Source organism: Mesorhizobium sp. M1348, assembly GCF_040317925.1.
GTDB lineage: Bacteria > Pseudomonadota > Alphaproteobacteria > Rhizobiales > Rhizobiaceae > Mesorhizobium.
The window spans coordinates 1-21838 of the sequence record NZ_JAMYLH010000001.1; the positions used below are offsets into that span (position 1 = coordinate 1).

Below are 21838 nucleotides of genomic sequence, written 5' to 3' on the forward strand. Positions count from 1 at the left end.
CCGTGTCGCTACACGGTACGACAAACTGGCAGCCAACTTCCTCGCCATGATCCAACTCGCCTCAATGCGACTGTGGCTTCGCGCTTATGAGTCTACGGCCTAGACGCGAAATAACATCGGCAATTCCAGCGCCCGTCACCAAAAAAGCCCTGGGCGGAAAACTCGGTCAGTAACCGTCGCAGTTTTCGGCGATCGCGGCTTGCGAACTGGCGGTGATCTGGTCGTTGGCGACCGCAAAGGTCTCCTGCATCAGCATGTCGTTGCTGGGAAAATCATAGCAGGCGATCACAGTGGTGACGCCGCCTTCCGATTTCTCGATCCGATGGCGGATTTCGGCCCCGGCGACGGCGCCTTGCCACTCGGCGATCGAGGCGATGAATTCCTGCTTGCTTTGCACGACGCCGAGGTCATCGAGCTTGATGCGGACGTTGTCGGCGAGCAGGTCCGACAATTCGCTGCGGTCGGCGACGAGCAGTGCCGAATACCAGCGGTCGATGATCGCGCTGTCGTCGGCACGGGCGAAATCTGCCGAGCAGAGCAGTGCCGCAGCCGCGAACGCGTCCCGAAGTCGCACCATGCCCAGCCTCCTACTCCGTGTCGGGCCGCTCGAAATCGCCGGTGTCCTTGTTCATCACCCAAAGCTCGCCGGTCGAGATGTCGAACCAGGCGCCGTGCAGCGACAGCCGCCCCTTGCCTTCGAGGATCGAGACGCAAGGGAAGGTGCGCAGATTGGCGATGGAATAGCGGATCGAGATGCGCTCCAGCGCCGTCTGGCGCTCGGTCGCGGTCATGAAGGTGCTCGACGATACGGTCTCGGCCGCCGGCGCGATCAGGCTCATCCATTTGCCGATGAAATCACCCGGCGACAACGGCGCGGCCGTGGTGTCGAGTGCTGCGCGGATGCCGCCGCAGCGGCCGTGACCCATCACCACGATGTTCTTGACCTTGAGGCTCTGCACGGCAAATTCGAGCGCCGCCGATGTCGAGTGGAACTGATCGTCGGGCGCATAGGGCGGCACCAGATTGCCGACATTGCGCAGCACGAACAACTCGCCTGGCCCGGCATCGAAGATCGCTTCAGGCGCGGCGCGGGAATCGCAACAGGCGACGATCATCGTTTCCGGTGCCTGGCCCTCCCGCGCCAGCGCGCGATAACGCCCGCTTTCGGTGAGATACCGACCGCTCATGAAACTGCGATAGCCGGTGAGAAGATGCTCGGGAAGGTGGGGCATGGGCAGCGGCGGGAGCCTTTCCGGGTTAAAGGCACGGTTCAATCCCGAAAGGCTCTAGCGCATCGGCCCGAAAATCGGAACCGATTTTCGGAAGGCGGGATGGCGTGGTTTCGACGTGCCAGCCCGTACTTTGCATACAGGTGAACGAACGGCGCCATTAATCGGCCTCAGAACCGCAGATTGGCGCCGGCGCGCAGCAGAAGCCAGTAGAACAGGGCGGTCGCGCCGACCGCGAGCAGCATCGCCAGGAAGAAGCCGCTGGGGCTCTCGGTGAATGGCAGCCCGCCAGTGTTCATGCCGAAAATGCCGACGATCAGCGTTCCCGGCAAAAGCAGCGCGCTCATCACCGCCAGCGCCTTGAGGCTGCGGTTCGATTCGTCGGCAAGCTCAGCCGCAAGCTCCTCCTGCAGCAGCCTTGCCCGGTCGTTGATCATGACGACCTCGCGGTCGAGCCGTTCAAGGCGCGCAGCAAGCCGGCGCAGAACTTCATGTGCGCCGGCGGAAAGGTTCCACGCGGAACGGTCTTCATCCTGGAAAAGCGCTGCCAGGGCCGAGATCGGCCGATGCAGGGATACGGCAAGGCGGCGCACATCCTTCAGCTGCCGTCTTTCGTCTGCAAGCCGCTCGGTCACGAGATGATCCTCGACTGCGTCCAGGCGCTTCGTCGCCGCGGCGAGCCGCAGGCTGGTGGTCTTGCAAAAAGCCATGACCAGCGTTTCGAACAGCTCGAATGCCGTGGCCGGCCGCAGCCCCGCGGCAAGGGCAGTGTGCACTTCCTCCACCGCCGCCAGCGGATGCCGGCGGCCGGTGACCAGCAGCCGCTCCGAGACCGCAAAATGCAATCTGCCGATGGTCGTCGACTGATGGGCGATCTCGCCATGCAGGTCGGCCGAAATGCCGTGAACGACGCCATTCTCATGCGCCAGCACCAGGCTGTCCTCATGTCCTTCGAGGATCGCATGAGCCGACGCCGGCAGCGCGCAGGCGTGGCTGACCCAGGAATGGGCGCGCCGGTCGACTAGGTCGACATGCAGCCAGACCCAGCCGTCCGCTGAGGCCAGCGCGGGTTCTATGTCTCGGGGCGCCAGCGGTTCGGGAGCTTTGCCGGGAGCGGCATGATAGGCCCAGACCAGCCCAGGAGTATGGTGCTGATCGTCCGCGGCGAGCAATGTCAGATGCGATGCGTCATTCATGGCCGGCCGAAACGATGCACGTTCAGATGATCCGGGCGGCGCCGCGACATTCTGGTCAAACCCTGCCCCCGCTCAGAATACCTGGCGGAAGATGACGAACAGCACGAAGGCAAGACAGATGGAGGCCGGAAGGGTCAGTATCCAGGCCATCAGCATGTTGCGCACCGTCGACCATTGCAGGCCCGAACCATTCGCCGCCATGGTGCCGGCAACGCCCGACGACAGCACATGGGTGGTTGAGACCGGCAGGCCGAGATAGTCGGCCGATGCGATCGTCGCCATCGCGACAAGCTCGGCGGACGCGCCCTGGCCGTAGGTCAGATGGCTTTTGCCGATCTTCTCGCCGACGGTGACGACGATGCGCTTCCAGCCGACCATGGTGCCGAGGCCGAGCGCCAGCGCGATGGCGACCTTGACCCAGAGCGGGATGAACTTCGTCGCGTTGTCGACGGCCTTATGATAGGTCGTCACCGCCTTCAGGTCGTCTGCCTGCATCGGCAGCAGCTTCCTCTTGTCGATCAGCTTCAGCGCTTCACCGGTAAGATAGATGTTGTTGCGGGCGTTGCTGACCAGCGTTGTCGGCAGCTTTTCCACGGACGGATAGGGCGACAACATGGCGCTGGTGTCGTGGATGAAGCTCTGCAGGGCAGGCGTGGTCTCGTCCTTCCAGGTCTTGGTGCGAACGGCGTCGCCGACCACGGTCGCCGCGTCGGTCACAGCGACGCCGGGCTTGACGTATTTGCCGAGTACCGTTTCGACCTGGGTCGCCGCGGATTTGTAAGCTTCGAGATAGTTCACGTCCGGTGTGCGGTTGAGCGCGAAGGCGGTCGGCACCACGCCGATCAGGATGAGCATGATGAGGCCCATGCCCTTTTGCCCGTCATTGGAGCCGTGGGCAAAGCTCACGCCGGTGCAGGTGAAGATAAGCAGCGCGCGAATCCACAGTGGCGGCGGAGCGCTCGACTTGGGCGCCTCGTAGAGCTCGCGGTTCCTGACCAGCAGCTTCATCACCAGAAGCAGCAGCGCGGCCAGGCCGAATCCGACCAGCGGCGAGATCAGAAGCGACAGGCCGACATTGGATGCCTGTGACCAGTCGACGCCGCTAGTGACGGAGCCGGCCGGGGCCATGAACTGGTTGGCGAGACCGACGCCGATGATCGAACCGATCAGCGTGTGCGAGCTCGAGGCAGGCAGGCCGAGATACCAGGTTCCGAGGTTCCACATGATCGCTGCGACCAGCAGCGCGAAAACCATGGCTAGCCCCGCGCTCGAGCCGACCTGAAGGATCAGCTCGACCGGCAGCAGCGATATGATGCCGAAGGCGACCGCTCCGCTGGCGGTAAGCACGCCGAGGAAGTTGAAGAAGCCGGACCACATCACCGCAAGCTCGGCCGGCATGGAATGCGTGTAGATCACGGTTGCCACCGCATTGGCGGTGTCGTGAAAACCGTTGACGAATTCGAAGCCGAGCGCGATCAGCAGCGCCAGGCCAAGCAGGATCCACGGCACCGCGACGGTGCTGGTCAGGTCCTGGCTGAGCGCGTAGCCGACATAGGCAAGGCCGCCCAGAACAATGACGGCAAAGGCCGGCAGAAACCATTTGCCGGTGCCGCTTGGCCGGTCGAGCGGATGCTCCGGCCTTGGAATTCCTGCCTCGCTTGAAACAATATCGACCATACCCACTCCTCCTGCGTTGCAGCAAAGAATGGGAGGACGCTATGTCGGCACAATGAAGCCTGTGTGACGGCAGGCACTTTGGGTCGACGCAAACGGGCGATCGAAGCGACCGAGGCAACTGAACCCGGCCGGCGCATTCCTGGACTATTCCGCGATCTCCAGCAGCGTCGATATCAGCAGCCGGCGCTCTTCGGCGGAGAGAATGTCCGAACCGAACAGGTTCATGCTGCGAAGCCCTTCGATGGCGAGATAGCAGACCAGCAGCGCCCTGAGGTTAGGAGTCTCCCCCTTCAGCCGCTGGAACAGCTGCCGCCTGAACGATTTTATCGGCGTCAGGAAATCGGGATCCTCGGCAATCGCCGAAAATATCCAGGACGCAGACGGTTTCGACTCCTCCGCATGCTCGGCCGAAAGCCTGATATAGGCCGCAAGCGGGCTCTCACCGCTGACACCGTTGGTGCGGGCGGCCTCAAGCGCCTGTTGGAACGCACTGAGGTAATCCTCCACCAGCGCCTGCATCAATTTCGCCTTGGTCGGGAAATTGTAGAGAAGACCACCTTTCGACACGCCGGCACGGCTGGCGACCGCATCCAGCGAAAGGCTGCCAGGACCCGTCTCGCGCGCCACGTCGGCGGCGGCGGCGAGAATCTTCTCGCGCGAATTTGCTCTGCGGGCCTTCATCAAGCGTTCCCCATTCATTAGCTTAGGCGGAATTGACAAGACCGTCCAGACGGTACAGTAAGATCGCCGTCATTTGAAATTGGGACCAGTCACAGGTATGTGTTCCGGTCGTCCGACCGTTATGCTGGGCCATGGCCGAGGGGACTGTTCGTGATCAAGCGCTTCATCATCGCCTTCATTCTGCTCGTGCTGGTGTGCGGCGGCATCGTCGGCTTCAACCTGTTCCGCGACAATGCAATCAAACAGTTCTTCGCCACCATGAAGCCGCCAGCCGCGACCGTGTCGACGGTCATTGTCAAACCTATGTCCTGGACGCCCGGCATCGAGGCGATCGGCACTGTCAGTGCCGTACGCGGTGTCGACCTCACGGTCGAAACTGCCGGCATCGTCAAGGACATCCTGTTCCATGCCAATCAGAAGGTCGCCGCCAACGCCGTGCTGCTGCAGCTCGACGATGCCGTCGAGCGAGCCGATCTCGTTGCGTCGAAGGCGCAAGCCACATCCGACCAGACGACGCTGATGCGCGCTCTTGAGTTGCAGAAGCGCGGGGTCGGCACCGACGCTACGCTCGACACGGCGCAGGCAGCAGCATCGGTCTCCGCCGCGCAGGTAAACAAGCTGCAAGCGGTGCTCGACCAAAAGCAGTTGACGGCCCCCTTCAAGGGTACCGTCGGTATTCCGAAAATCGACCTTGGGCAGTATCTCACACCCGGCACCGCTGTGGTGACCTTGCAGGACATGGATACGATGCGTGTCGATTTCACCGTGCCGGAGCAGCAGCTTCCGCAGCTGAAGATCGGACAGACGGTGCGGCTGGGCGTCGGCGGCGGCGACATGCCGTTCGCCGGTAGCATCCGCGGTATCGATCCGAAGATCGACCCGACGAGCCGGCTGGTGACGGTGAGGGCGGAGGTTGGCAATCCGGAAGGCAAGCTGACGCCGGGCCAGTTCGTCCAGGTGCGCATCGAACTGCCCGAGGAGAACAACGTGCTGGCGCTGCCGCAGACGGCACTGACTTCCAGCCTGTACGGCGACTTCGTCTTCGTGGTGCGCGCGGCGAAATCCGCCGAAGCCAACGGGGCGGCTCCCGAGGCGAAGCCGGAGGAAAAGCCGGCTGCAGATGCTGCCAAGCCCGCAGCCGAAGCACCCGCGGCAAAACCCGAAGAAAAGCCGGCCGCTACCCCAGCCAAACCGGCAGCGGAAGCCAAACCGGCAGCGGAAGAACAGAAGCCACAGCTCGTGCTCGCCCAGGTGTTCGTCAAGCCAGGCCGCCACAACGCCGGCCTGGTCGAGATCCTGGAAGGCATCCAGCCCGGCGACGAAGTCGTTACCGCCGGCCAGAACCGGCTCTCGAACGGCATGTCCGTTGCCGTCGACAACACGATCGATCCGAGCAAGCCAGGGAACCAGCAGGCAGCCCAGCAATGAGCTTTTCCGACCTCTTCATCCGCCGCCCGGTCCTTTCGACCGTGCTTGCCTGCATGATCCTGCTTCTGGGTTTTCAGGGCATTTTCAACCTTTCGATCCGGCAGTATCCAGAGGTTGAAGAAACGGCCATCACGATCACCACGGCCTATCCCGGCGCCAGCGCCGACCTAATCCAGGGGTTCATTTCCGCGCCGATCGCGCGTGCCGTCGCTTCGACCGAAAACATCGATTATGTCACGTCGTCGAGCCGGCCGTCCTCCAGCACCGTGACAGTGCAGATGAAGCTCGGCTCCGACCCCGACGTCGCGCTGAACGAAGTCTTGTCGAAGGTTCAGAGCGTTCGCGGCGATCTGCCGGACGAAACCAAAGACCCGGTGATCGTCAAGGGCACCGGCCAGCAGTTCGCGATGATGTACATCTCGATGCAGAACCCGAACATGACGCCGGAACAGCTCACCGAATATATCGAGCGTGTCGTGCGGCCGCGTATCTCGACGGTCGAAGGTGTCGCCGACGTGCAGATTTTCGGCGCCGCCGAATATTCGATGCGTGTCTGGATCGACCCGATCAAACTGGCGGCGCGCGGCGTGACGGCGGCGGAAGTGCTGACGGCCATCAACGAATCGAATTTCCTCTCTGCGCCCGGCGATACCGAAAACAAATATGTGGCTTCCTCGATCACGGTTCGCTCGACCCTGCAGACGCCGGAGGCTTTCGCTGCCCTTCCGCTCCGCTCGAAAGACGGCAATGTGGTGAGACTGCGCGACGTGGCCCGCGTCGAGCTCGCCGCGGTGAGCACCGACACCAGGGTCACCTTCAACGGCAAGCCCGGCATCTTTCTCGCCATCTTTCCGACGCCGGCCGCCAATCCGCTGACCACCGCGGCGGCGATCCACAAGATTGTGCCGACCATCCAGGAGACGCTGCCGCTCGGCATGACGATCGAGATCGTCTATGATTCGACCGAGCAGATCAGCGCGTCGATCGAGGAGGTGTTCAAGACCATCGGCGAGGCGGTCGCCATCGTCATCGTCGTCATCCTGCTCTTCCTCGGCTCGTTCCGCTCGGTGCTGATGCCGATCGTGACCATTCCGCTGTCGCTGATCGGCGTCTGTTTCCTGCTGTTTTCTTTGGGTTATTCGATCAACCTATTGTCGTTGCTGGCCATGGTGCTGGCGATCGGACTGGTTGTTGACGATGCTATCGTGGTGGTGGAAAACATCCACCGCCACATGGAGGAAGACGGCTTGTCGCCGATGCAGGCGGCCTTCAACGGCATGCGGGAGATCTCGTCCGCCGTCGTCGCCATGACGATAACCCTGGCCGCGGTGTTCGCGCCGCTGGCCTTCACCGGCGGTCTGACAGGCGCACTGTTTCGCGAATTCGCGGTGACGCTTGCCGGCTCGGTGGTGCTTTCGGGTGTCGTCGCCCTCACCATCACGCCGATGATGTCGGCACGTATCCTGAGGTCCGGCTCGCACAGCCGCTTCCAGCGCATTGTCGACAATACGTTCGGGCGCGTCGAACACGTCTATGAGCGGCTGGTCACCGGTTCGTTGAACTATCGCCCGGTGACGCTGATGATCGTCCTCGCGCTGGTCGCCACCACCGGTTTCATGTTCACCAAGACCTCGAGCGAACTGGCGCCGGAAGAAGACCAGGGCTTCTTGCTGTCTATTGTGAACGCGCCGCGCTATGCGACGTCGGACTACACCGAGACCTATGTGAACCAGATTCTCGGGCTGGTGAATGATATCCCCGAAACCAGGGCGCGGTTCTCCGCCGTCGCGTTCCAAGGCCCGACGAACAGCGCTTTCGTCGGCTTTGCGTTCAAGGACTGGGCCGAGCGCGCGCGCAGCTCGAAGGAACTTCAGGAAGACATCACTGCCCGCCTTGCCAAGGTGGCAGGCGTCGAGGCTTTCGTCTTCGCGCCGCCGACGCTGCCCGGCTCCGGCGGCGGCCTGCCAATCACAATGGTGGTGCGCTCGACCGGCGAGGCCTCCCAGGTGTACGAGGCGGCCGAGAACATCAAGAACAAGGCGCAGGCCTCCGGTCGCTTCCTCGCCGTGCAGAATTCGATGTCCTACGACGCGCCGGAAGTGACGGTGACGATCGACCGCGATCGCGCCGCCGCGCTCAACCTGCCGATCGCCGACATCGGCCGGACGCTGACCCTGTTGGTCGGTGGCGCCGAGGTGGCGCAATTCGACCGCGAATCCAACAGCTACGACATCATCCCGCAGGTACCGCAGCAATTCCGCGACAATCCCGAAAAGCTGGGGGAGTATTTCGTGCGCAGCGTGTCGGGCGAGATGGTGCCGCTCTCGGCGGTGGTGAAGATCTCGACCAACGCGTCGCCGGCCGCCATCGAGCAGTTCAACCAGTTGAACTCCGCCACGATTTCCGCTCTGCCATTGCCCACCGTCACCACCGGTGACGGGCTGAAGACCATCGAGGACATCGCCAGGGAAAGTCTGCCCGACACGTTCTTCATCGACTATACCGGCCAGTCGAGGCAGGAGAAGCAACAGGGCTACACGATCATCATCGCCTTCGCGGCGGCTGTGCTCGTCATCTACCTGGTGCTGGCGGCGCAGTTCGAAAGCTTCCGCGATCCGTTGATCATTATGATGGCGGTGCCGCTCTCGATCTTTGGCGCGATCGTGCCGCTTAATATCGGGCTCGGCACGCTCAACATCTACACCCAGGTCGGCTTGATCACGCTGATCGGCCTGATCACCAAGCACGGCATCCTTCTGGTCGAGTTCGCCAACCAGCAGCGTGAAATGCACGGCATGCGGCGGCGTGATGCGATCATCGCCTCGGCCAAGGTGCGGCTGCGGCCGATCCTGATGACGACGGCGGCGATGGCGCTCGGCGTGGTGCCGCTGATCATCTCCAGCGGCGCGGGTGCCGCGGCACGCTATTCGATGGGCCTGGTGATCTTCACCGGCATCCTGGTCGGAACCATGTTCACGCTGTTCGTGGTGCCGATGTTCTACACCTTTATCGCCAGCAAGGACCTGCCGCATCACGCCGAAAAGCCGGATCCGAAGCTGATGCCGGTAATGCCGAATTAGACTGCGCTAATAAAGAAAGGCCGGATTTCCGGCCTTTTCCTGGGAGCGACGAGAAGCATCGCTCATTTGACGATGACGATGCTGGTGTTGGCCGGGCCGAAGACCTCCACGAGCTGGTAGAAATCGGCGGCGTTGTCCGGATGCAGACGCACGCAGCCATGCGAGGCTGGCTGGCCGAGGCGCTTGATGGCGCTTGTCGCATGTACGGCGTAGCCGCCGCTGAAGAACACCGAATGCGGCATCGGGGCGTTGTCGTATTTCTTCGAATACCACATTTCATGCATGCGGGTCGGCTTGAACGAACCGGTCGGCGTGACGTGCGTCCTGTCGCCGGTCGAGACCTTCCAGGCGAATGTCGGCCGGCCGTCGACCAGGATTTCCATGGTCTGCTGCGATAGCGACACACGCGCGACGATCTTGTTGGCGGCGGCGTGGGCTGCACTGTTGCCGGCACTGACAAGCAAGGCAGCACCGGTGATGACGGCGGCGGCGATGTTGATGAGCTTGGCGGAAATGGCAGTGTACATGATGTCTCCCCTATTCTGCCGGTCGGGACCGGCTCAATTCGATGACCGGCTTATCGGGGCGTCATGTTTCAAGCCGATTTCGTTGGATGCTCGTTTCTGTTTCGATTCTGTTTCCCCTGGTTAACAGAAAAAGGTCCGTGCAAAGCGGCTTGCAGTTGCGCGACGTTGTCATGACGGTGGCGTGTTTGCCTAAGCAGATCGGCCAAACCGCGGCACGAATACGCGATTGCCTTTCGTTTGAGAGGAATTCACCTGACTCCGAAACCGAGCTGCAACAAAGCGCGGCCTTGGCGGCATGATCCGGATACAGCGAACAGGCAAAGTTGACCTAACGAAAACAGCCGGCAACGAACGATCGGAAGCCTACACTGTTTTCGCTACGGTCTGGATTGGTCTGGACAGTTTCCAGCCTGCGCGTCGACCGGCTCAAGCCCCTCTGGCGGGGGCGGCTTAGAGCCGTTGAGGATGCGCGGCGCCTCCGGCAACTTGCAGCCGAGAGGACCGAAGGCCCGCGCCGCAACGGGGGGCTCCGCTGGCGGCGCGGGCGCTTCGGGGGGTCCCCTGAAGTGCCCGCAAATTCCAATTTTGAGGAACGAACAGGATGAAAACGAAATTCGCCGCTTCCGTGCTTTCTGCCTTGCTCTACGTGCAGGGCCTGCTCGGCATTGCCGGCCTCGCCACCGTGCTGCTGAAGGAACGTGCCCATGCCGGCGAGGTCAGCTCGAACAATGACATGCCGTCCGGCCCGTCGCTTCTCGTGGTGCGCTGAAGAGCATCGGACCCCAAAGTGGAAACCGGTTTTGGGAAAACCCGATGCTCAAAACAAAAGGGTGGGTGCCCTGCATTCAATCGGCGAATTGCGTAGGCGGATCGAACCGGTAACCCGCACCTCGTATGGTGGTGATGGTTTCGGTATCGAGCTTGCGGCGCAACCGCACGATGCGCGAATCGATCGACCGGTCGAAGGCTTCGGCATTTTCGGCGGGTGCGGCGGCGATGATGTCGTCCCGCGTCAGCACCTTGCGCGGGCTGGCCAGGAACAGCCTGAGCAGCGCCACCTGCCCCGGGGACAGCTGTTCTTCCGTGCCCGAGCGGTGCATGACGATGGCCGATCTAAGATCGACGGTCGCGTTCTCCAGCACGATCAGTTCCCCGGCGCTCCTGCCGCGCCGAGCCAGAAGGCCGCCGACGCGAGCGGCAAGCTCCCTGACATTGAGCGGGCTTTCGACGACGTCGGCGGCGCCGAGTTCGAGCGCGAGAACCTTGTCGACCAGATCGGCCGGTCGGCAGATCAGGATGAAATCCGGTCCACCTTCGCCGCCATGTCGCCTGAGCAGGTCGCGCCCCTCCGCCTGGCTGACGCTGTCGCCGACAACCACGACGTCGATGCCCTTTTCCGAAAGCAGCGATTCGGCTTCCCACGGCTGTCGCGCCGCACGGACGTCATGACCGCGCCGCTCGAGATGATCGGCGAGATCGGTCGCAATTACTTCAGCGACGGAAACAAGCGCGATGACGGATCGTGCAGCCATGTTTTTCTACCCCGCAAACGGCAACCCAAGAAGAGTGCTGGACATCATGTTTATACCCAATCTACTTTCCGCTGAAAGCGGGAGCGAAAGCATCGTGCGGGCACGAATTGTCATTGTCGAGGACGAGCCAGACCTGAGGGATGCGGTCGCCGAATATCTCGGCGCCAGCGGCTATGATGTGGCCACGGCCGAAAGTGCGGCGGCGGCGCGGGACCTTTTGGAAACGCAGTCCTTCCATCTGGCCATTCTCGACATCGCCATGCCGGGCGAGGACGGCCTGTCGCTCGGCCGTTGGATGCGGTCGAAAATGCCGATCGGCATCATCTATGCGACGGCCGCCGGTACCGCGCTCGACCGCATCGTCGGATTGGAGCTCGGCGCTGACGATTACATCGTCAAGCCTTACGAATTGCGCGAAGTGCTAGCCAGGGTGCGCAGCGTGCTGCGTCGCGTTCCGGAGCCGACCGAGCCACAAAAGGCCAAGGCTGAAACATCCGGCGGCCGCCGGTCCGTGAGCTTCGGACCCTTTCACGCCGATCTTGACGGCAGGCTCGTCACCGGCGCCAACGGCGCGGTCATCGACATGGCCAAGAGCGAGTTCGACGTGCTGGAGGTGTTCCTGACGCGCGCCAACCGGCTGTTGACGCGGGCGGCGATCTCCGAGGCGATCGGTTTCGTCGAGGACCCGGAATCATCCCGCGCCGTCGACATCCGCATCATGCGGCTGAGAAAGAAGATCGAGGCGGATCCGGCCAATCCGAAATTCCTGCGCACGGTGCGCGGCGAAGGCTATATCTTCTCGCTGCCAGCCGGTGAAAACAACTAAGGCGCGGCGGCTTGAGCAAGCCACGGCCAGGAAATGACCATGACGGCTGAAACAGCACGCGCGGACACGCAGGGCGCCAGGCAGGGCGCGGCGATGGCGGCCGTGCATGTGGTTCGCCGGCTGCGCGAAGCCGGCGACTGGCAGCGCGAGATGGAGGGCATCCTCCAGACGCTTTGCGAAGCCATGGATTGTCACCGCGGCATCCTGTTTCGCCTGCGCGAACTGCCCGGCCAGGGCTTCGCCCAGTCGGTCGCCGCTTATTGGATCGCCTCCCGGTTTGGCGGCGAACTGGCGTCACCGACCGTCATCATGCAGTCGGTCGTCGATTCGGACCCATTGCTGGAACAGCTGGCGGAGGACGAGCGCCAAGGCAAGATATTCGCCGGGCACACACGCGATCTCGAAGGCTTTCTGCGGACCGATTTCGAAAAGCAGAACATCAAGTCGTTCCTGTCGGTGTCGGTCTTTTCGCACGGTAATTTGTGGGGCACGCTGGCGGTCAACGACTGCGTTAACGAACGCGAATGGACCGACCAGGAAGAGGCGGCGCTGCACATGGTGGCACTCGCCATCGGCGATGCCATCGAACGGTCGCCCTCCGACGCGCATGCCAGCGACGTCATTCGCCGCACCATGCTGCAGGCCTCGCTCGACGCCATCATCGTCATCGACGAGACCGGCTCGATCATCGAATTCAATCCGGCCGCCGAGAAGATGTTCGGCTATCGACGCAGCGATATCCTCGGCAAGGACCTGCTCGACACGGTCGTGCCGGAATATTACCGCAAGGGCTATGCGTCGGGCGCCGAGTACATGTCGGGCCGCGGCGCGCCGATGGTCGGCCAGCGGCTCGAAACGGTCACCCAGAATGCCGCCGGCGAGGTTTTTCCGATCGAGCTGACGGCAACCGAGATGCGCGTCGCCGATCGCCAGCTGATTTTCGGCTCCATCCGCGACCTGCGCGATAAGTTGCGGGCTGAGGAGGAAATCAACCGCCAGCGCGAAAAACTGCACCAGAACGAGAAGATGGCGGCGATGGGCTCGCTGCTTGCCGGCGTTTCGCACGAGCTCAACAATCCGCTGGCCGTGGTTGTCGCCCAGTCGACGCTGCTGCACGAATTCGCCGCCGATCCGCAGACCAAGGTGCGCGCCGAAAAGGTACGCGCCGCCGCCGAGCGCTGCGGCCGTATCGTCAAGAGCTTCCTGTCGATGGTCCGCCTGCACCCGGCCGCGCAGGCCGAAACCGACCTCAACCAGGTGATCCGCGCCGCACTCGAAGTGACCGCCTATGGCGCACGGTCGAGCGGCATCATCATCGACACCGATTTCGCCAGCGGCCCGCTGCTGGCGATGGCCGATGCCGACCACGTGACGCAGGTGGCCGCCAACTTCCTCATCAACAGCCAGCACGCCTTGGCCGGCATTGCCGGCGACCGGCGGATCAAGGTCCGGACGTTTCGCAGCGACCGCGGCAATCCCGGATTCTCGGTCGAGGACAACGGCCCAGGCGTGCCGGAAGCGATACGTTCACGCATATTCGAGTCCTATTTCACCACCAAGCCGGTCGGTGTCGGTACCGGCATGGGCCTGTCGATCTCGAAATCGATCATCGAGCGGCACAATGGCAATATCTGGTTCGAGGAGGTTTCGCCGAGAGGTGTGCGTTTTGTCGTGCAGCTGCCGGCTATCGCGGCCGTCGCCGCCGCCGCCGGCGAAGCTCCGTCACGGTCGAGCGGCTTGCGTCACGCCCTGATCATAGACGATGAGCCGGATGTCGCGGCGTCGCTGTCCGACATTCTGGAGTTGATGGGCATCAAGTCGCGGATCGTGCCGGCCTGGGTCTCGGCCGACGCGACGCTGAGCGGCCATGTGCCGCCGGACATCGTGTTTTCCGATTTGCGCATGCCCGGCACCAGCGGCATAGCCGCCTATCGCGAGCTACTCGCCGAACTGCCGGGTCTGGCGCGGCGCTTCGTGCTTGTCACCGGCGATCTGATCGGCGCGAAAGGCGAGATCGAAGCGCTGCCGGCGCAGCAGCGACCGCCAATCCTCGAAAAACCGTTCAGCACGCTGGATGTGCGCGGCGTGCTCTCGGCCATTGCCGAGCAGGTCGCTCTGGGCGGCTAGACTCCGCGATCTCTCCCCGGGAGAAAAAAGGCTCCCGGCCGACATTGCGGCGGGAGCCTGACTGGAGTGCTGGAGGGCGCTCGCAAAAAATCAAAAAACGTTCGGCGTATCAGCCAGCGGGGCGGCATTGGCGATCATGCGGACCGGTCGTGCCTTGCCCGACTGGGCAGCGATGACGCGCAGGCAATCCAGGCTCTCGGCGCCCCAGGCCTGCCCCTTGCAGGCAAAATCGATCTCCGGCATCGGCAGGCGCGCCGTCTTGGTGGTGGTTGTCGCGCCATCGATGAGGTTGGCCGGCGGGTTCAGTGAGGCGAAGGCCGGACCGACGGTTGGCGTCAGCGCCATGCCGGCAAATGCGGCAGCCGCCAGCAGCATGAACATCGCCATTGGATGATCACTGGCGCGCTGGCGCAGCGCCAGCTTCGGGCGCCGGTCGTTACGCTGGGGACCCTGCTGGCGAAGGTCGGTATCGGTGATCTGGATTTTCGTACGCATCGTCGTTTCCTTCGGTCTTCTTCTTTTCCCTGTTGAAACGAACTTAATCGCACCTTGTAACCGGCCAACGATGATGGATTAACGATTGTGTAACCGGCATGAAACCAAGCCCGGGGCCATTCCTGGGCAAACCGATCAGGCGTAGCTGGCAGCACCGGTGGCATTCTGTGCTCGCTTTCCGCTATCCACGGCACCAGATCCACGTCGCCTTTCCAGGCCCACAGAGCGTCGGGCGTTTAACACGCGTGAGGGGATTAACGTCTGGAATTCCCGGGATTTTCCCGGCTTCGATCGTTCGGACTCGGCTCTCAAATCCCGCTCGATTTCCCGTCAAGAATTCGCCCCATTTTCACAAGCCATTGCATTTCAACGGAAAATATGCTTTTATTGAACGATCATTCAATAAATAAAGAGCTTTTTATGAACCCGCATCTGCGTGACGTGGCAATCCCCAACGATTGGGATCGGCGGGGCCTGCCGGGCTGGAGCTATCATTCCGACGCCCTGCTCGAGCTCGAGAAAGAGCACGTCTTCCGCAACCATTGGCAGATCGCCGGCCATGTCTGCGACGTGCCGAACGCCGGTGACTATCTGACGATGGATGTGGTCGGCGAACGGGCGCTGATCGTGCGCGGCAAGGATGGCGTGGTGCGCGCCTTCAACAATATGTGCCGCCACCGCGGCAGTCGCGTCGTTGCCGACAGCCAGGGCACTTGCAAGAATGCGCTGGTCTGCCCTTTCCATGGCTGGGTCTACAATCTCGACGGCACGCTGCGCGGTGCTGCCCGCCCGCGTTCCTTCCCCGACCTCGACAAGACCGAATTCGGCCTGATGCCGCTCGAGCTCGAAATCTGGATGGGCTTCATCTTCATCCGCTTCCGCAAGGGTGGGCCGCAGCCATCTGTGGCCGAGCTGTTGAAGCCGATCGAAGCCGAGATTGCTCATTACGGCGTGGCCGAGATGGTGCCGTCCTGGGGCATGTGGACCCAAAAGACGCCGGTCAACTGGAAGTCGGTGCGCGATGTCGACAATGAAGGCTACCACGTCGCCATGGCGCATCCGGCGCTGCAGGATCTTTACGGTGCGACCTATTTCGACGAGCCGTTCGTCAACGGCGTGTCGCGCTCGTTCGCCACTTACAATCCGCATGCCGGACGGCGCTGGAGCGTCGCGCAATACATCAAGCTCGCACCCGAGGCGAAGCACTTGCCGGAGTACCTGCGCAAGGCCTGGATCTACTACGGCATCTTCCCGAACAACGCGCTGTCGATCATGCCGGAATCGGTGCAGTTCTATCAGGAATTCCCGCTGTCGACGGGTGAGACGCTGCTGCGCGGCGCCATCTACCGCTATCGCGACGAGCCCAGGGAGCAGGCGGCTGCCCGTTACCTATCCTACCGCATCGACCGCGACACGCTGGCTGAGGATGTACAGCTTTCGATATGGTCCAACGAATCCATGCTGTCCGAAGCCTTCGGAGGTTTTTACTTTTCCGATCTCGAATATGGGGTGCGCACCCACCACGACCATTTGCGCAAGCAAATTCCCGTGCTCGGATTGGAGACCGCGCCCGAGGAGAAGGATATGTGGTCGCTCAATGAGGCGCTCAGATCACGCTCCTGACGCATGCTGCCCAAAATGTTAGCCTTGGTCCTCAGGCCCAGATGGCGACGGGAATGCCGTAACGATCGGCGACCGGCGGATCCGGAAACGGCATTGCCTCGCCTCTGGCGATGCGTCCGGCAATCAGCATCATCGCCGCGGCGTCGAGGAAATCGTCGGCGCCCGCGCCGCGCGGCGGCCTCTGGTCGAGAAAATCCTGGCTATAACCATGCTGGGCAAGCAGCGCCTTGCGTTCGGCCATGCCGGCCGGATTGATGTTGCCCCTGATCTTCTTTGGCAGGCGCATCGCCCGGTTGCCGTTCAGTTTGCAGAAGGCAACTTCCGGATGCGATTCGAAGACGCGGCTGCGCAGTTCGGGGCGCGCGATCAGCAGCGAATCGATCTCGCGGATCTTGGCGAAGATGCCGAAGGCCTGGATCGAGACGCCGCGCGGCGGATCTGATGTCGTCTTGGCCACCTCACTTGCCTTGCGATGTGCGGCGTACCAGGCGTCGACCGTGGTGAAGGCCTCGATCTCCGCGTAGAGCGCGGCGCGGGAGGGGATGGCAAAGACACTGGACTGCCGGGCCCCAAGCAGCCGCCGCACCAGTGCCTCCGGGCCGCGGCCGCCTCTTTGGGAGAAATCGGGCAGGCCGATTGGCATATCGACCGCCACGATCGCATTGACGGGCAGTCGGTCGAGCAACGCCGCGAAGCTTGGGAAAACGGCTGTCGACGGTGCCGCACCGGGATCGCGGCGGACGGCTATCCAGCCGGCCTTGCAACCGTCGACGCCGACAAGCACCACACCCCTGGGCACAACACCCCTGGGCGCAACATCCCCAGGCACAACATGATCGGGCACAACATCCTTGGGCGCATCATCCTGGGGCGCACCGTCTTCGGCCTGCCTCACGCCCGGCGGTCCCGTTCCGGATGCAGGAGATGGCGAAGCTGCACCATCGCCATCGGGTGCGACAGGCTCTGGGCATCGGTCTCGAGCTGCAATTCGTCGCCGCCGCGCTTGGCGGTGCGCGCCAGGATCTCGTAGACCGCTGCCGTGGTCGATTGCAGCGCCTTGGCGGCCGGCTGGCCGGACAGGATCCGCGCCAGGTAGACGGCCGCCGTCAGGTCGCCGAGCCCATTCGGCGGCTTGTCGATGAGCCGGTGTTCGGCAAGCAGTGCCTCTCTGCCGGTGAGCAGTAAATTGCCCGTGCCGCCGGCCATCATCGCTGGTGCCGAAGTGACCAGCATTGCCGGTGGGCCGGCTTGCAGGGCTGCAGCCATTGCCGATTTCAAGTCGGGCAGCGGCGCTCCGGCCATCCATTCCAGCTCGTAGCGGTTGGGCGTGGCAATATCGGCGATCGGCATCAGCCGGTCGCGCATGGCGATTGCGGTCGGCTCAGGTACGTAGAGCCCGCCCGAATCGCCCATCACCGGGTCGCAGATATAGAGGGCGTCCGGCGTCTTCGCCTTGACCGCACCGACCAGCGAAGCGACGACTTCGGCCTGGCCAGCCTCGCCGAGATAGCCGGACAGCACGGCGCCGACCTCGCCCAGCCACGGCGCGCGCTCGAGGTCGGTCATCAGCGCCTTGAACTGGTCCAGCGGCGGCACGATGCGGGTGGCCCGGCCATGCCCCGGATGCCAGGGCAGAATGACGGTCGGCACCGCCCAAACCGGAAAGCCGAGCGTCTCCAGCGCAAAGACGGCGGCACGGTTGCCGACCGAGCCACGTGCGACATGGCTGGAGACGACGATGACCGCGCGCGGCGCGTCGGCTTTTTCGGCACTCATTGATTTTTCCTAACTGCCCCTGGTGACGAAAAGCACGAGCCAGATCAACAGGCCGATGGCAATAAGCAAGCCCGCTGCGCGACCGATGCGGGTGCCCCAATATTCGATCGGGTCCGACCGGTCGGCATCGGCCGCGGTGACGTGGTCGCGCGCGCCTTTAGTGGTTCGTGCAAGGAACGAGGTGCCGCCCGGGTCGGTCTCGCGTGCCACCCGTTCGATGATGCGGCGCGATTCCGCGTCGCTGTCGTGGCGTTTCGCCATGGTGATGTCCCGTTTTATGCCGAGCTTAACCCGTTCGCCTCGTCTGTCACAGGGCCCGACGGCGAATGGTAGAAAACCAGTAACACTTCTCGGCCGAAGTCATTTTCTTGCGCAAGGATTGTGCTAATGCTTCCCGTGCCAATGCTATCGAGGGGACCTTATCATGCTTGTCCAGCGCCTTTCTTCACCGCCAATCTTCCGTAATTTAGCTGCGTTCCTGGTCATGGCCGTCATGCTGCCGCTGCTTGCCGGCTGCGGCTACAACACCATCCCGACGGCTGAGGAAAACGCCAAGGCAGCATGGAGCGAGGTGTTGAATCAATACCAGCGCCGCGCCGATCTCATCCCCAATCTGGTCAACACGGTCAAGGGCTACGCCGCGCACGAGAAGGACACGCTCGATGCCGTCGTCGAAGCGCGCGCCAAGGCGACGCAGGTGACCGTGACGCCGGAAACGCTGAACAATCCGGAAGCCTTCAAGAAATTCCAGGACAGCCAGGCCGGCCTGACCAGCGCACTGTCGCGCCTGCTGGCGGTGGTGGAGAACTACCCCGATCTCAAGGCCAACCAGAACTTTCTGGCACTGCAAGCACAACTCGAAGGCACCGAGAACCGCATCACGGTCGCCCGCCGCGACTATATCCAGGCAGTGAGAGAGTACAATCTGACGCTGAGGACCTTCCCCTCGGTGATCTGGGCGACCTTGTGGTTCCGCGGCAACCAGCCGTTTGCGAATTTCACCATCGAGGAGGATAAGATGCAGCCGCCGAAGGTCGATTTCGGCACGCAGCAGGGCGGGTGAAGAACACCTGGTGAGCGCGGTCTCCGCTGGCCTTGCACTCCGTCGCGCCCCCTCTGTCCCGCCGGACATCTCCCCCGCAAGTGGGGAGATTGGCAGTCTTCTGCGTCCTGTCCACTCCTGCAACATTCAAAGCTAGCGAAAGCCAGCGCCGTAGTCGATCTCCCCGCAAGTGGGGGAGATGCCAAGTTTTGGCAAAGAGGGCAGGACAGAGAGGGGCGCGAAGGAACGCCAGCCTGGCATCACTGCGGATCATCTTTCTTTGCCTTAGCCTCTTTCTCCCGCTTACCGCTCTTGCCGCCGAACTGCCGGCGCTGACCGGACGAGTCGTCGACAACGCCGGCATCATCGATGCCGCGGCCAAGGCGGCGCTGACGCAGAAGCTTGCCGATTTCGAGACCAAGGGGTCCGACCAGATCGTCGTCGCGACCATTCCCAGCCTCGACGGCGAGGAGATCGAGCCTTACGCCAACCGGCTGTTTCGCGCCTGGAAACTCGGCCAGGCGAAGGAGAACAACGGCGTGCTTTTGCTGGTGGCGCCGAACGACCGCAAGATGCGCATCGAGGTCGGCTATGGGCTTGAAGGCACGCTGACCGACCTGCACACCAAGCTGATCATCGAAAACGACATGGTACCGGCCTTCCGCGCCGGCGATTTCTCCGGCGGCATCAGCAAGGCCGTCGACGACATGATCATGGTGCTGGAAGGCAATCCCGAAGAGCTGGAGGCGCGCGGCGAACGCAACCAGCAGCCGCCGTTCAACAGCGACGATCTGTTCTTCACGATCTTCATAGCCATCTGGGCAATCATCTTTTTCGGCGGCCTCGCAGCCTCCATCCTGCCGCCGATCTTCGGCCAGAAGATCGGTCCCGGCCGCTATCGCTGGCTGGGCATGACCTTCGAGCCAAGCCGGCGGTCGTCCGGCGGCTGGTCGGGAGGTTCCGGCGGGGGATGGTCGTCGGGTTCAAGCGGTGGCGGGTTTTCCGGCGGCGGCGGTTCGTCCGGCGGCGGCGGCTCCTCGGGGAGCTGGTGACGAGATGACAAGACACGCCATCAGCCCGGTGGAATCCGGCCGTTTCATAAAAATGATCGGCACCGCGCTTATGGCCATGGCGGTGCTGCTGGTCGGCTTCGCGGCCTTCGCCGCCGAACTGCCGGCGCTGACCGGACGGGTCGTCGACAATGCCGGCATCATCGATACCGCGACCAAGGCGGCGCTGACGCAGAAGCTTGCCGATTTCGAGACCAAGGGGTCCGACCAGATCGTCGTCGCGACCATCCCCAGCCTCGACGGCGAGGAGATCGAGCCTTACGCCAACCGGCTGTTTCGCGCCTGGAAACTCGGCCAGGCGAAGGAGAACAACGGCGTGCTTTTGCTGGTGGCGCCGAACGACCGCAAGATGCGCATCGAGGTCGGCTATGGGCTGGAAGGCACGCTGACCGATCTGCACACCAAGCTGATCATCGAAAACGACATGGTGCCGGCTTTTCCGTGCCGGCGATTTCTCAGGCGGCATCAGCAAGGCCGTCGACGACATGATCATGGTGCTGGAAGGCAATCCCGAAGAACTGGAGGCGCGCGGCAAGCGCAATCCGGCGAATGACAACCCTGTCGATCCCATCTTCGTGCTGTTCATCGTCCTGTGGGCGACGATGTTCTTCGGCGGCTTGGCAATGGCGTTCCTGCCGCCGATCTTCGGCACGAAACTGTCGCCGGGCGTGTACAAATGGCTGGGCATGACGTTCCGCTACGGCCGTGGGCCAGGTTCGTCACCCTCCGGTGGCGGGGGCTGGACGTCGGGGACCTCGTCCGGCAGTGGCTGGTCGTCTGGAAGTTCCGGCAGCGGTTGGTCGTCCGGAAGTTCCGGCGGCGGGTTTTCAGGCGGCGGCGGTTCGTCCGGCGGCGGCGGTTCTTCAGGAAGCTGGTGAGACATCAATCATGGCAACACGACCGATCAGCCCCGAGGATCATGAGCGCATCGCCGATGCGATCCGCGCTGCCGAATCAAAGACCGACGGCGAGATCTACTGCGTCGTGGCGCACGCCAGCGACGGCTATTTCTTCCCGGCCGCTTTCATGGCGATGCTCGGCATGCTCGTCGTCAGTCTCGGCGTCGGTTACGGGCTGGAAGCCTGGTGGCTGTCGATCCGCTTGCCGCATTTCGTCATCGCCGAGCTTCTGGCGCTTGCCAGTGTGCTCATCCTGTTGTGGGCACTGCCCGCATTGCGCATCCATTTGGTGCCGAGGCGTCTGCGCTACCAGGCCGCCCACGCCAATGCGATGAAGCAGTTCCTCGCTCGCAACGTCCACCGCACCACGGCGCGCACCGGCGTGCTGGTGTTCGTCTCGATTGCGGAGCGCTATGCCGAGGTGGTCGCCGACAGCGGGATCGATTCTCGTGTCGGCCAGCATGTCTGGGACGGTGTCGTCCGCGACCTTACGGCGCATGCCGGCGACGATCGGCTTGCCGAGGGGTTCGTCAAGGCGATCCAAGCGGTCGGTGCGGTACTGGCCGAGCATTTTCCGGTCTCGACCGGCGACAGCAACGAACTGGACGACCATCTGGTCGAGATTTGATC

20 protein-coding genes and 2 pseudogenes are annotated in these 21838 nt (G+C 63.0%); 11 read left to right on the plus strand and 11 right to left on the minus strand.

The genetic code is table 11. The annotated features are described in order from the left end of the window. Positions 1-103, plus strand: a pseudogene (locus NKH13_RS00005) (IS5/IS1182 family transposase); the annotation flags it as partial. Positions 104-166: 63 nt separating this feature from the next. Here NKH13_RS00005 and NKH13_RS00010 read toward each other — a convergent pair. The 5 genes from NKH13_RS00010 to NKH13_RS00030 form a co-directional block, all read right to left on the minus strand. Continuing rightward, positions 167-577, minus strand: coding sequence for a nuclear transport factor 2 family protein (locus NKH13_RS00010; protein ID WP_352670458.1), 411 nt, complete (start codon positions 575-577; stop codon positions 167-169). 10 nt (positions 578-587) lie between these two features. Then, positions 588-1232: a carbonic anhydrase gene (locus NKH13_RS00015; protein ID WP_352718371.1), complete on the minus strand. Its 645-nt coding sequence runs from the start codon at positions 1230-1232 to the stop codon at positions 588-590. A 167-nt stretch (positions 1233-1399) separates the two neighbouring features. Continuing rightward, positions 1400-2425: a transporter gene (locus tag NKH13_RS00020; protein ID WP_352718369.1), complete on the minus strand. Its 1026-nt coding sequence runs from the start codon at positions 2423-2425 to the stop codon at positions 1400-1402. Between the two features lie 72 nt (positions 2426-2497). Continuing rightward, positions 2498-4102 (minus strand): inorganic phosphate transporter, encoded by a 1605-nt coding sequence (locus NKH13_RS00025; RefSeq protein WP_352909679.1) that lies wholly within the window; start codon positions 4100-4102, stop codon positions 2498-2500. Between the two features lie 144 nt (positions 4103-4246). After that, positions 4247-4783, minus strand: coding sequence for a TetR/AcrR family transcriptional regulator (locus NKH13_RS00030; protein ID WP_292663723.1), 537 nt, complete (start codon positions 4781-4783; stop codon positions 4247-4249). A gap of 150 nt (positions 4784-4933) precedes the next feature. Between NKH13_RS00030 and NKH13_RS00035 the strand changes: the two genes are divergently transcribed. Next, the gene (locus NKH13_RS00035; RefSeq protein ID WP_502908374.1) at positions 4934-6211 is read left to right on the plus strand and encodes an efflux RND transporter periplasmic adaptor subunit; all 1278 of its coding nucleotides are present in this window, start codon (positions 4934-4936) and stop codon (positions 6209-6211) included. Then, positions 6208-9291, plus strand: coding sequence for an efflux RND transporter permease subunit (locus tag NKH13_RS00040; RefSeq protein ID WP_352909682.1), 3084 nt, complete (start codon positions 6208-6210; stop codon positions 9289-9291). Before NKH13_RS00035 ends, NKH13_RS00040 begins: the two co-directional genes overlap by 4 nt. Before the next feature lie 62 nt (positions 9292-9353). Here NKH13_RS00040 and NKH13_RS00045 read toward each other — a convergent pair whose 3' ends face one another. After that, positions 9354-9818: a L,D-transpeptidase gene (locus NKH13_RS00045; RefSeq protein ID WP_023721319.1), complete on the minus strand. Its 465-nt coding sequence runs from the start codon at positions 9816-9818 to the stop codon at positions 9354-9356. A 601-nt stretch (positions 9819-10419) separates the two neighbouring features. On the opposite strand from NKH13_RS00045, the gene NKH13_RS00050 reads away from it, so the two are divergent. Further along, the gene (locus NKH13_RS00050) at positions 10420-10587 is read left to right on the plus strand and encodes a hypothetical protein (RefSeq protein WP_352909684.1); all 168 of its coding nucleotides are present in this window, start codon (positions 10420-10422) and stop codon (positions 10585-10587) included. A 76-nt stretch (positions 10588-10663) separates the two neighbouring features. Here the strand turns inward: NKH13_RS00050 and NKH13_RS00055 are convergent, their stop codons facing one another. Next, positions 10664-11350 (minus strand): response regulator transcription factor, encoded by a 687-nt coding sequence (locus tag NKH13_RS00055; protein ID WP_292663715.1) that lies wholly within the window; start codon positions 11348-11350, stop codon positions 10664-10666. Positions 11351-11396: 46 nt separating this feature from the next. Between NKH13_RS00055 and NKH13_RS00060 the strand changes: the two genes are divergently transcribed. Then, positions 11397-12176, plus strand: coding sequence for a response regulator (locus tag NKH13_RS00060; protein ID WP_352492215.1), 780 nt, complete (start codon positions 11397-11399; stop codon positions 12174-12176). 39 nt (positions 12177-12215) lie between these two features. Continuing rightward, positions 12216-14303 (plus strand): PAS domain S-box protein, encoded by a 2088-nt coding sequence (locus NKH13_RS00065; protein WP_352909687.1) that lies wholly within the window; start codon positions 12216-12218, stop codon positions 14301-14303. A 90-nt stretch (positions 14304-14393) separates the two neighbouring features. Here the strand turns inward: NKH13_RS00065 and NKH13_RS00070 are convergent, their stop codons facing one another. Beyond that, positions 14394-14798: a hypothetical protein gene (locus tag NKH13_RS00070; RefSeq protein WP_023678146.1), complete on the minus strand. Its 405-nt coding sequence runs from the start codon at positions 14796-14798 to the stop codon at positions 14394-14396. Positions 14799-15218: 420 nt separating this feature from the next. On the opposite strand from NKH13_RS00070, the gene NKH13_RS00075 reads away from it, so the two are divergent. Beyond that, positions 15219-16421: an aromatic ring-hydroxylating oxygenase subunit alpha gene (locus NKH13_RS00075; protein ID WP_352909689.1), complete on the plus strand. Its 1203-nt coding sequence runs from the start codon at positions 15219-15221 to the stop codon at positions 16419-16421. A 31-nt stretch (positions 16422-16452) separates the two neighbouring features. Here the strand turns inward: NKH13_RS00075 and NKH13_RS00080 are convergent, their stop codons facing one another. From NKH13_RS00080 to NKH13_RS00090, 3 genes are all read right to left on the minus strand, one after another. After that, entirely contained in the window at positions 16453-17208 is a 756-nt protein-coding gene (locus NKH13_RS00080; RefSeq protein ID WP_352718526.1) for a DUF429 domain-containing protein, read from the minus strand. A gap of 104 nt (positions 17209-17312) precedes the next feature. Next, the gene (gene pdxY, locus NKH13_RS00085) at positions 17313-18197 is read right to left on the minus strand and encodes a pyridoxal kinase PdxY (protein WP_352718357.1); all 885 of its coding nucleotides are present in this window, start codon (positions 18195-18197) and stop codon (positions 17313-17315) included. A gap of 9 nt (positions 18198-18206) precedes the next feature. Then, positions 18207-18458, minus strand: a complete 252-nt coding sequence (locus NKH13_RS00090; RefSeq protein ID WP_023678142.1) for a hypothetical protein — start codon at positions 18456-18458, stop codon at positions 18207-18209. Positions 18459-18621: 163 nt separating this feature from the next. Between NKH13_RS00090 and NKH13_RS00095 the strand changes: the two genes are divergently transcribed. The 4 genes and pseudogenes from NKH13_RS00095 to NKH13_RS00110 all read left to right on the plus strand — a co-directional run bounded on the left by NKH13_RS00095 (position 18622) and on the right by NKH13_RS00110 (position 21836). Further along, on the plus strand, positions 18622-19260 hold the full coding sequence (locus NKH13_RS00095) for a LemA family protein (RefSeq protein ID WP_352718354.1): 639 nt from the start codon (positions 18622-18624) through the stop codon (positions 19258-19260). Between the two features lie 233 nt (positions 19261-19493). After that, complete coding sequence (locus NKH13_RS00100; RefSeq protein WP_502909184.1) at positions 19494-20291, plus strand: TPM domain-containing protein; 798 nt, start codon at positions 19494-19496, stop codon at positions 20289-20291. 52 nt (positions 20292-20343) lie between these two features. Next, positions 20344-21187 (plus strand): annotated as a pseudogene (locus NKH13_RS00105) (TPM domain-containing protein). A gap of 10 nt (positions 21188-21197) precedes the next feature. Next, positions 21198-21836, plus strand: coding sequence for a TPM domain-containing protein (locus NKH13_RS00110; protein ID WP_352458086.1), 639 nt, complete (start codon positions 21198-21200; stop codon positions 21834-21836). Positions 21837-21838: the final 2 nt, after the last annotated feature.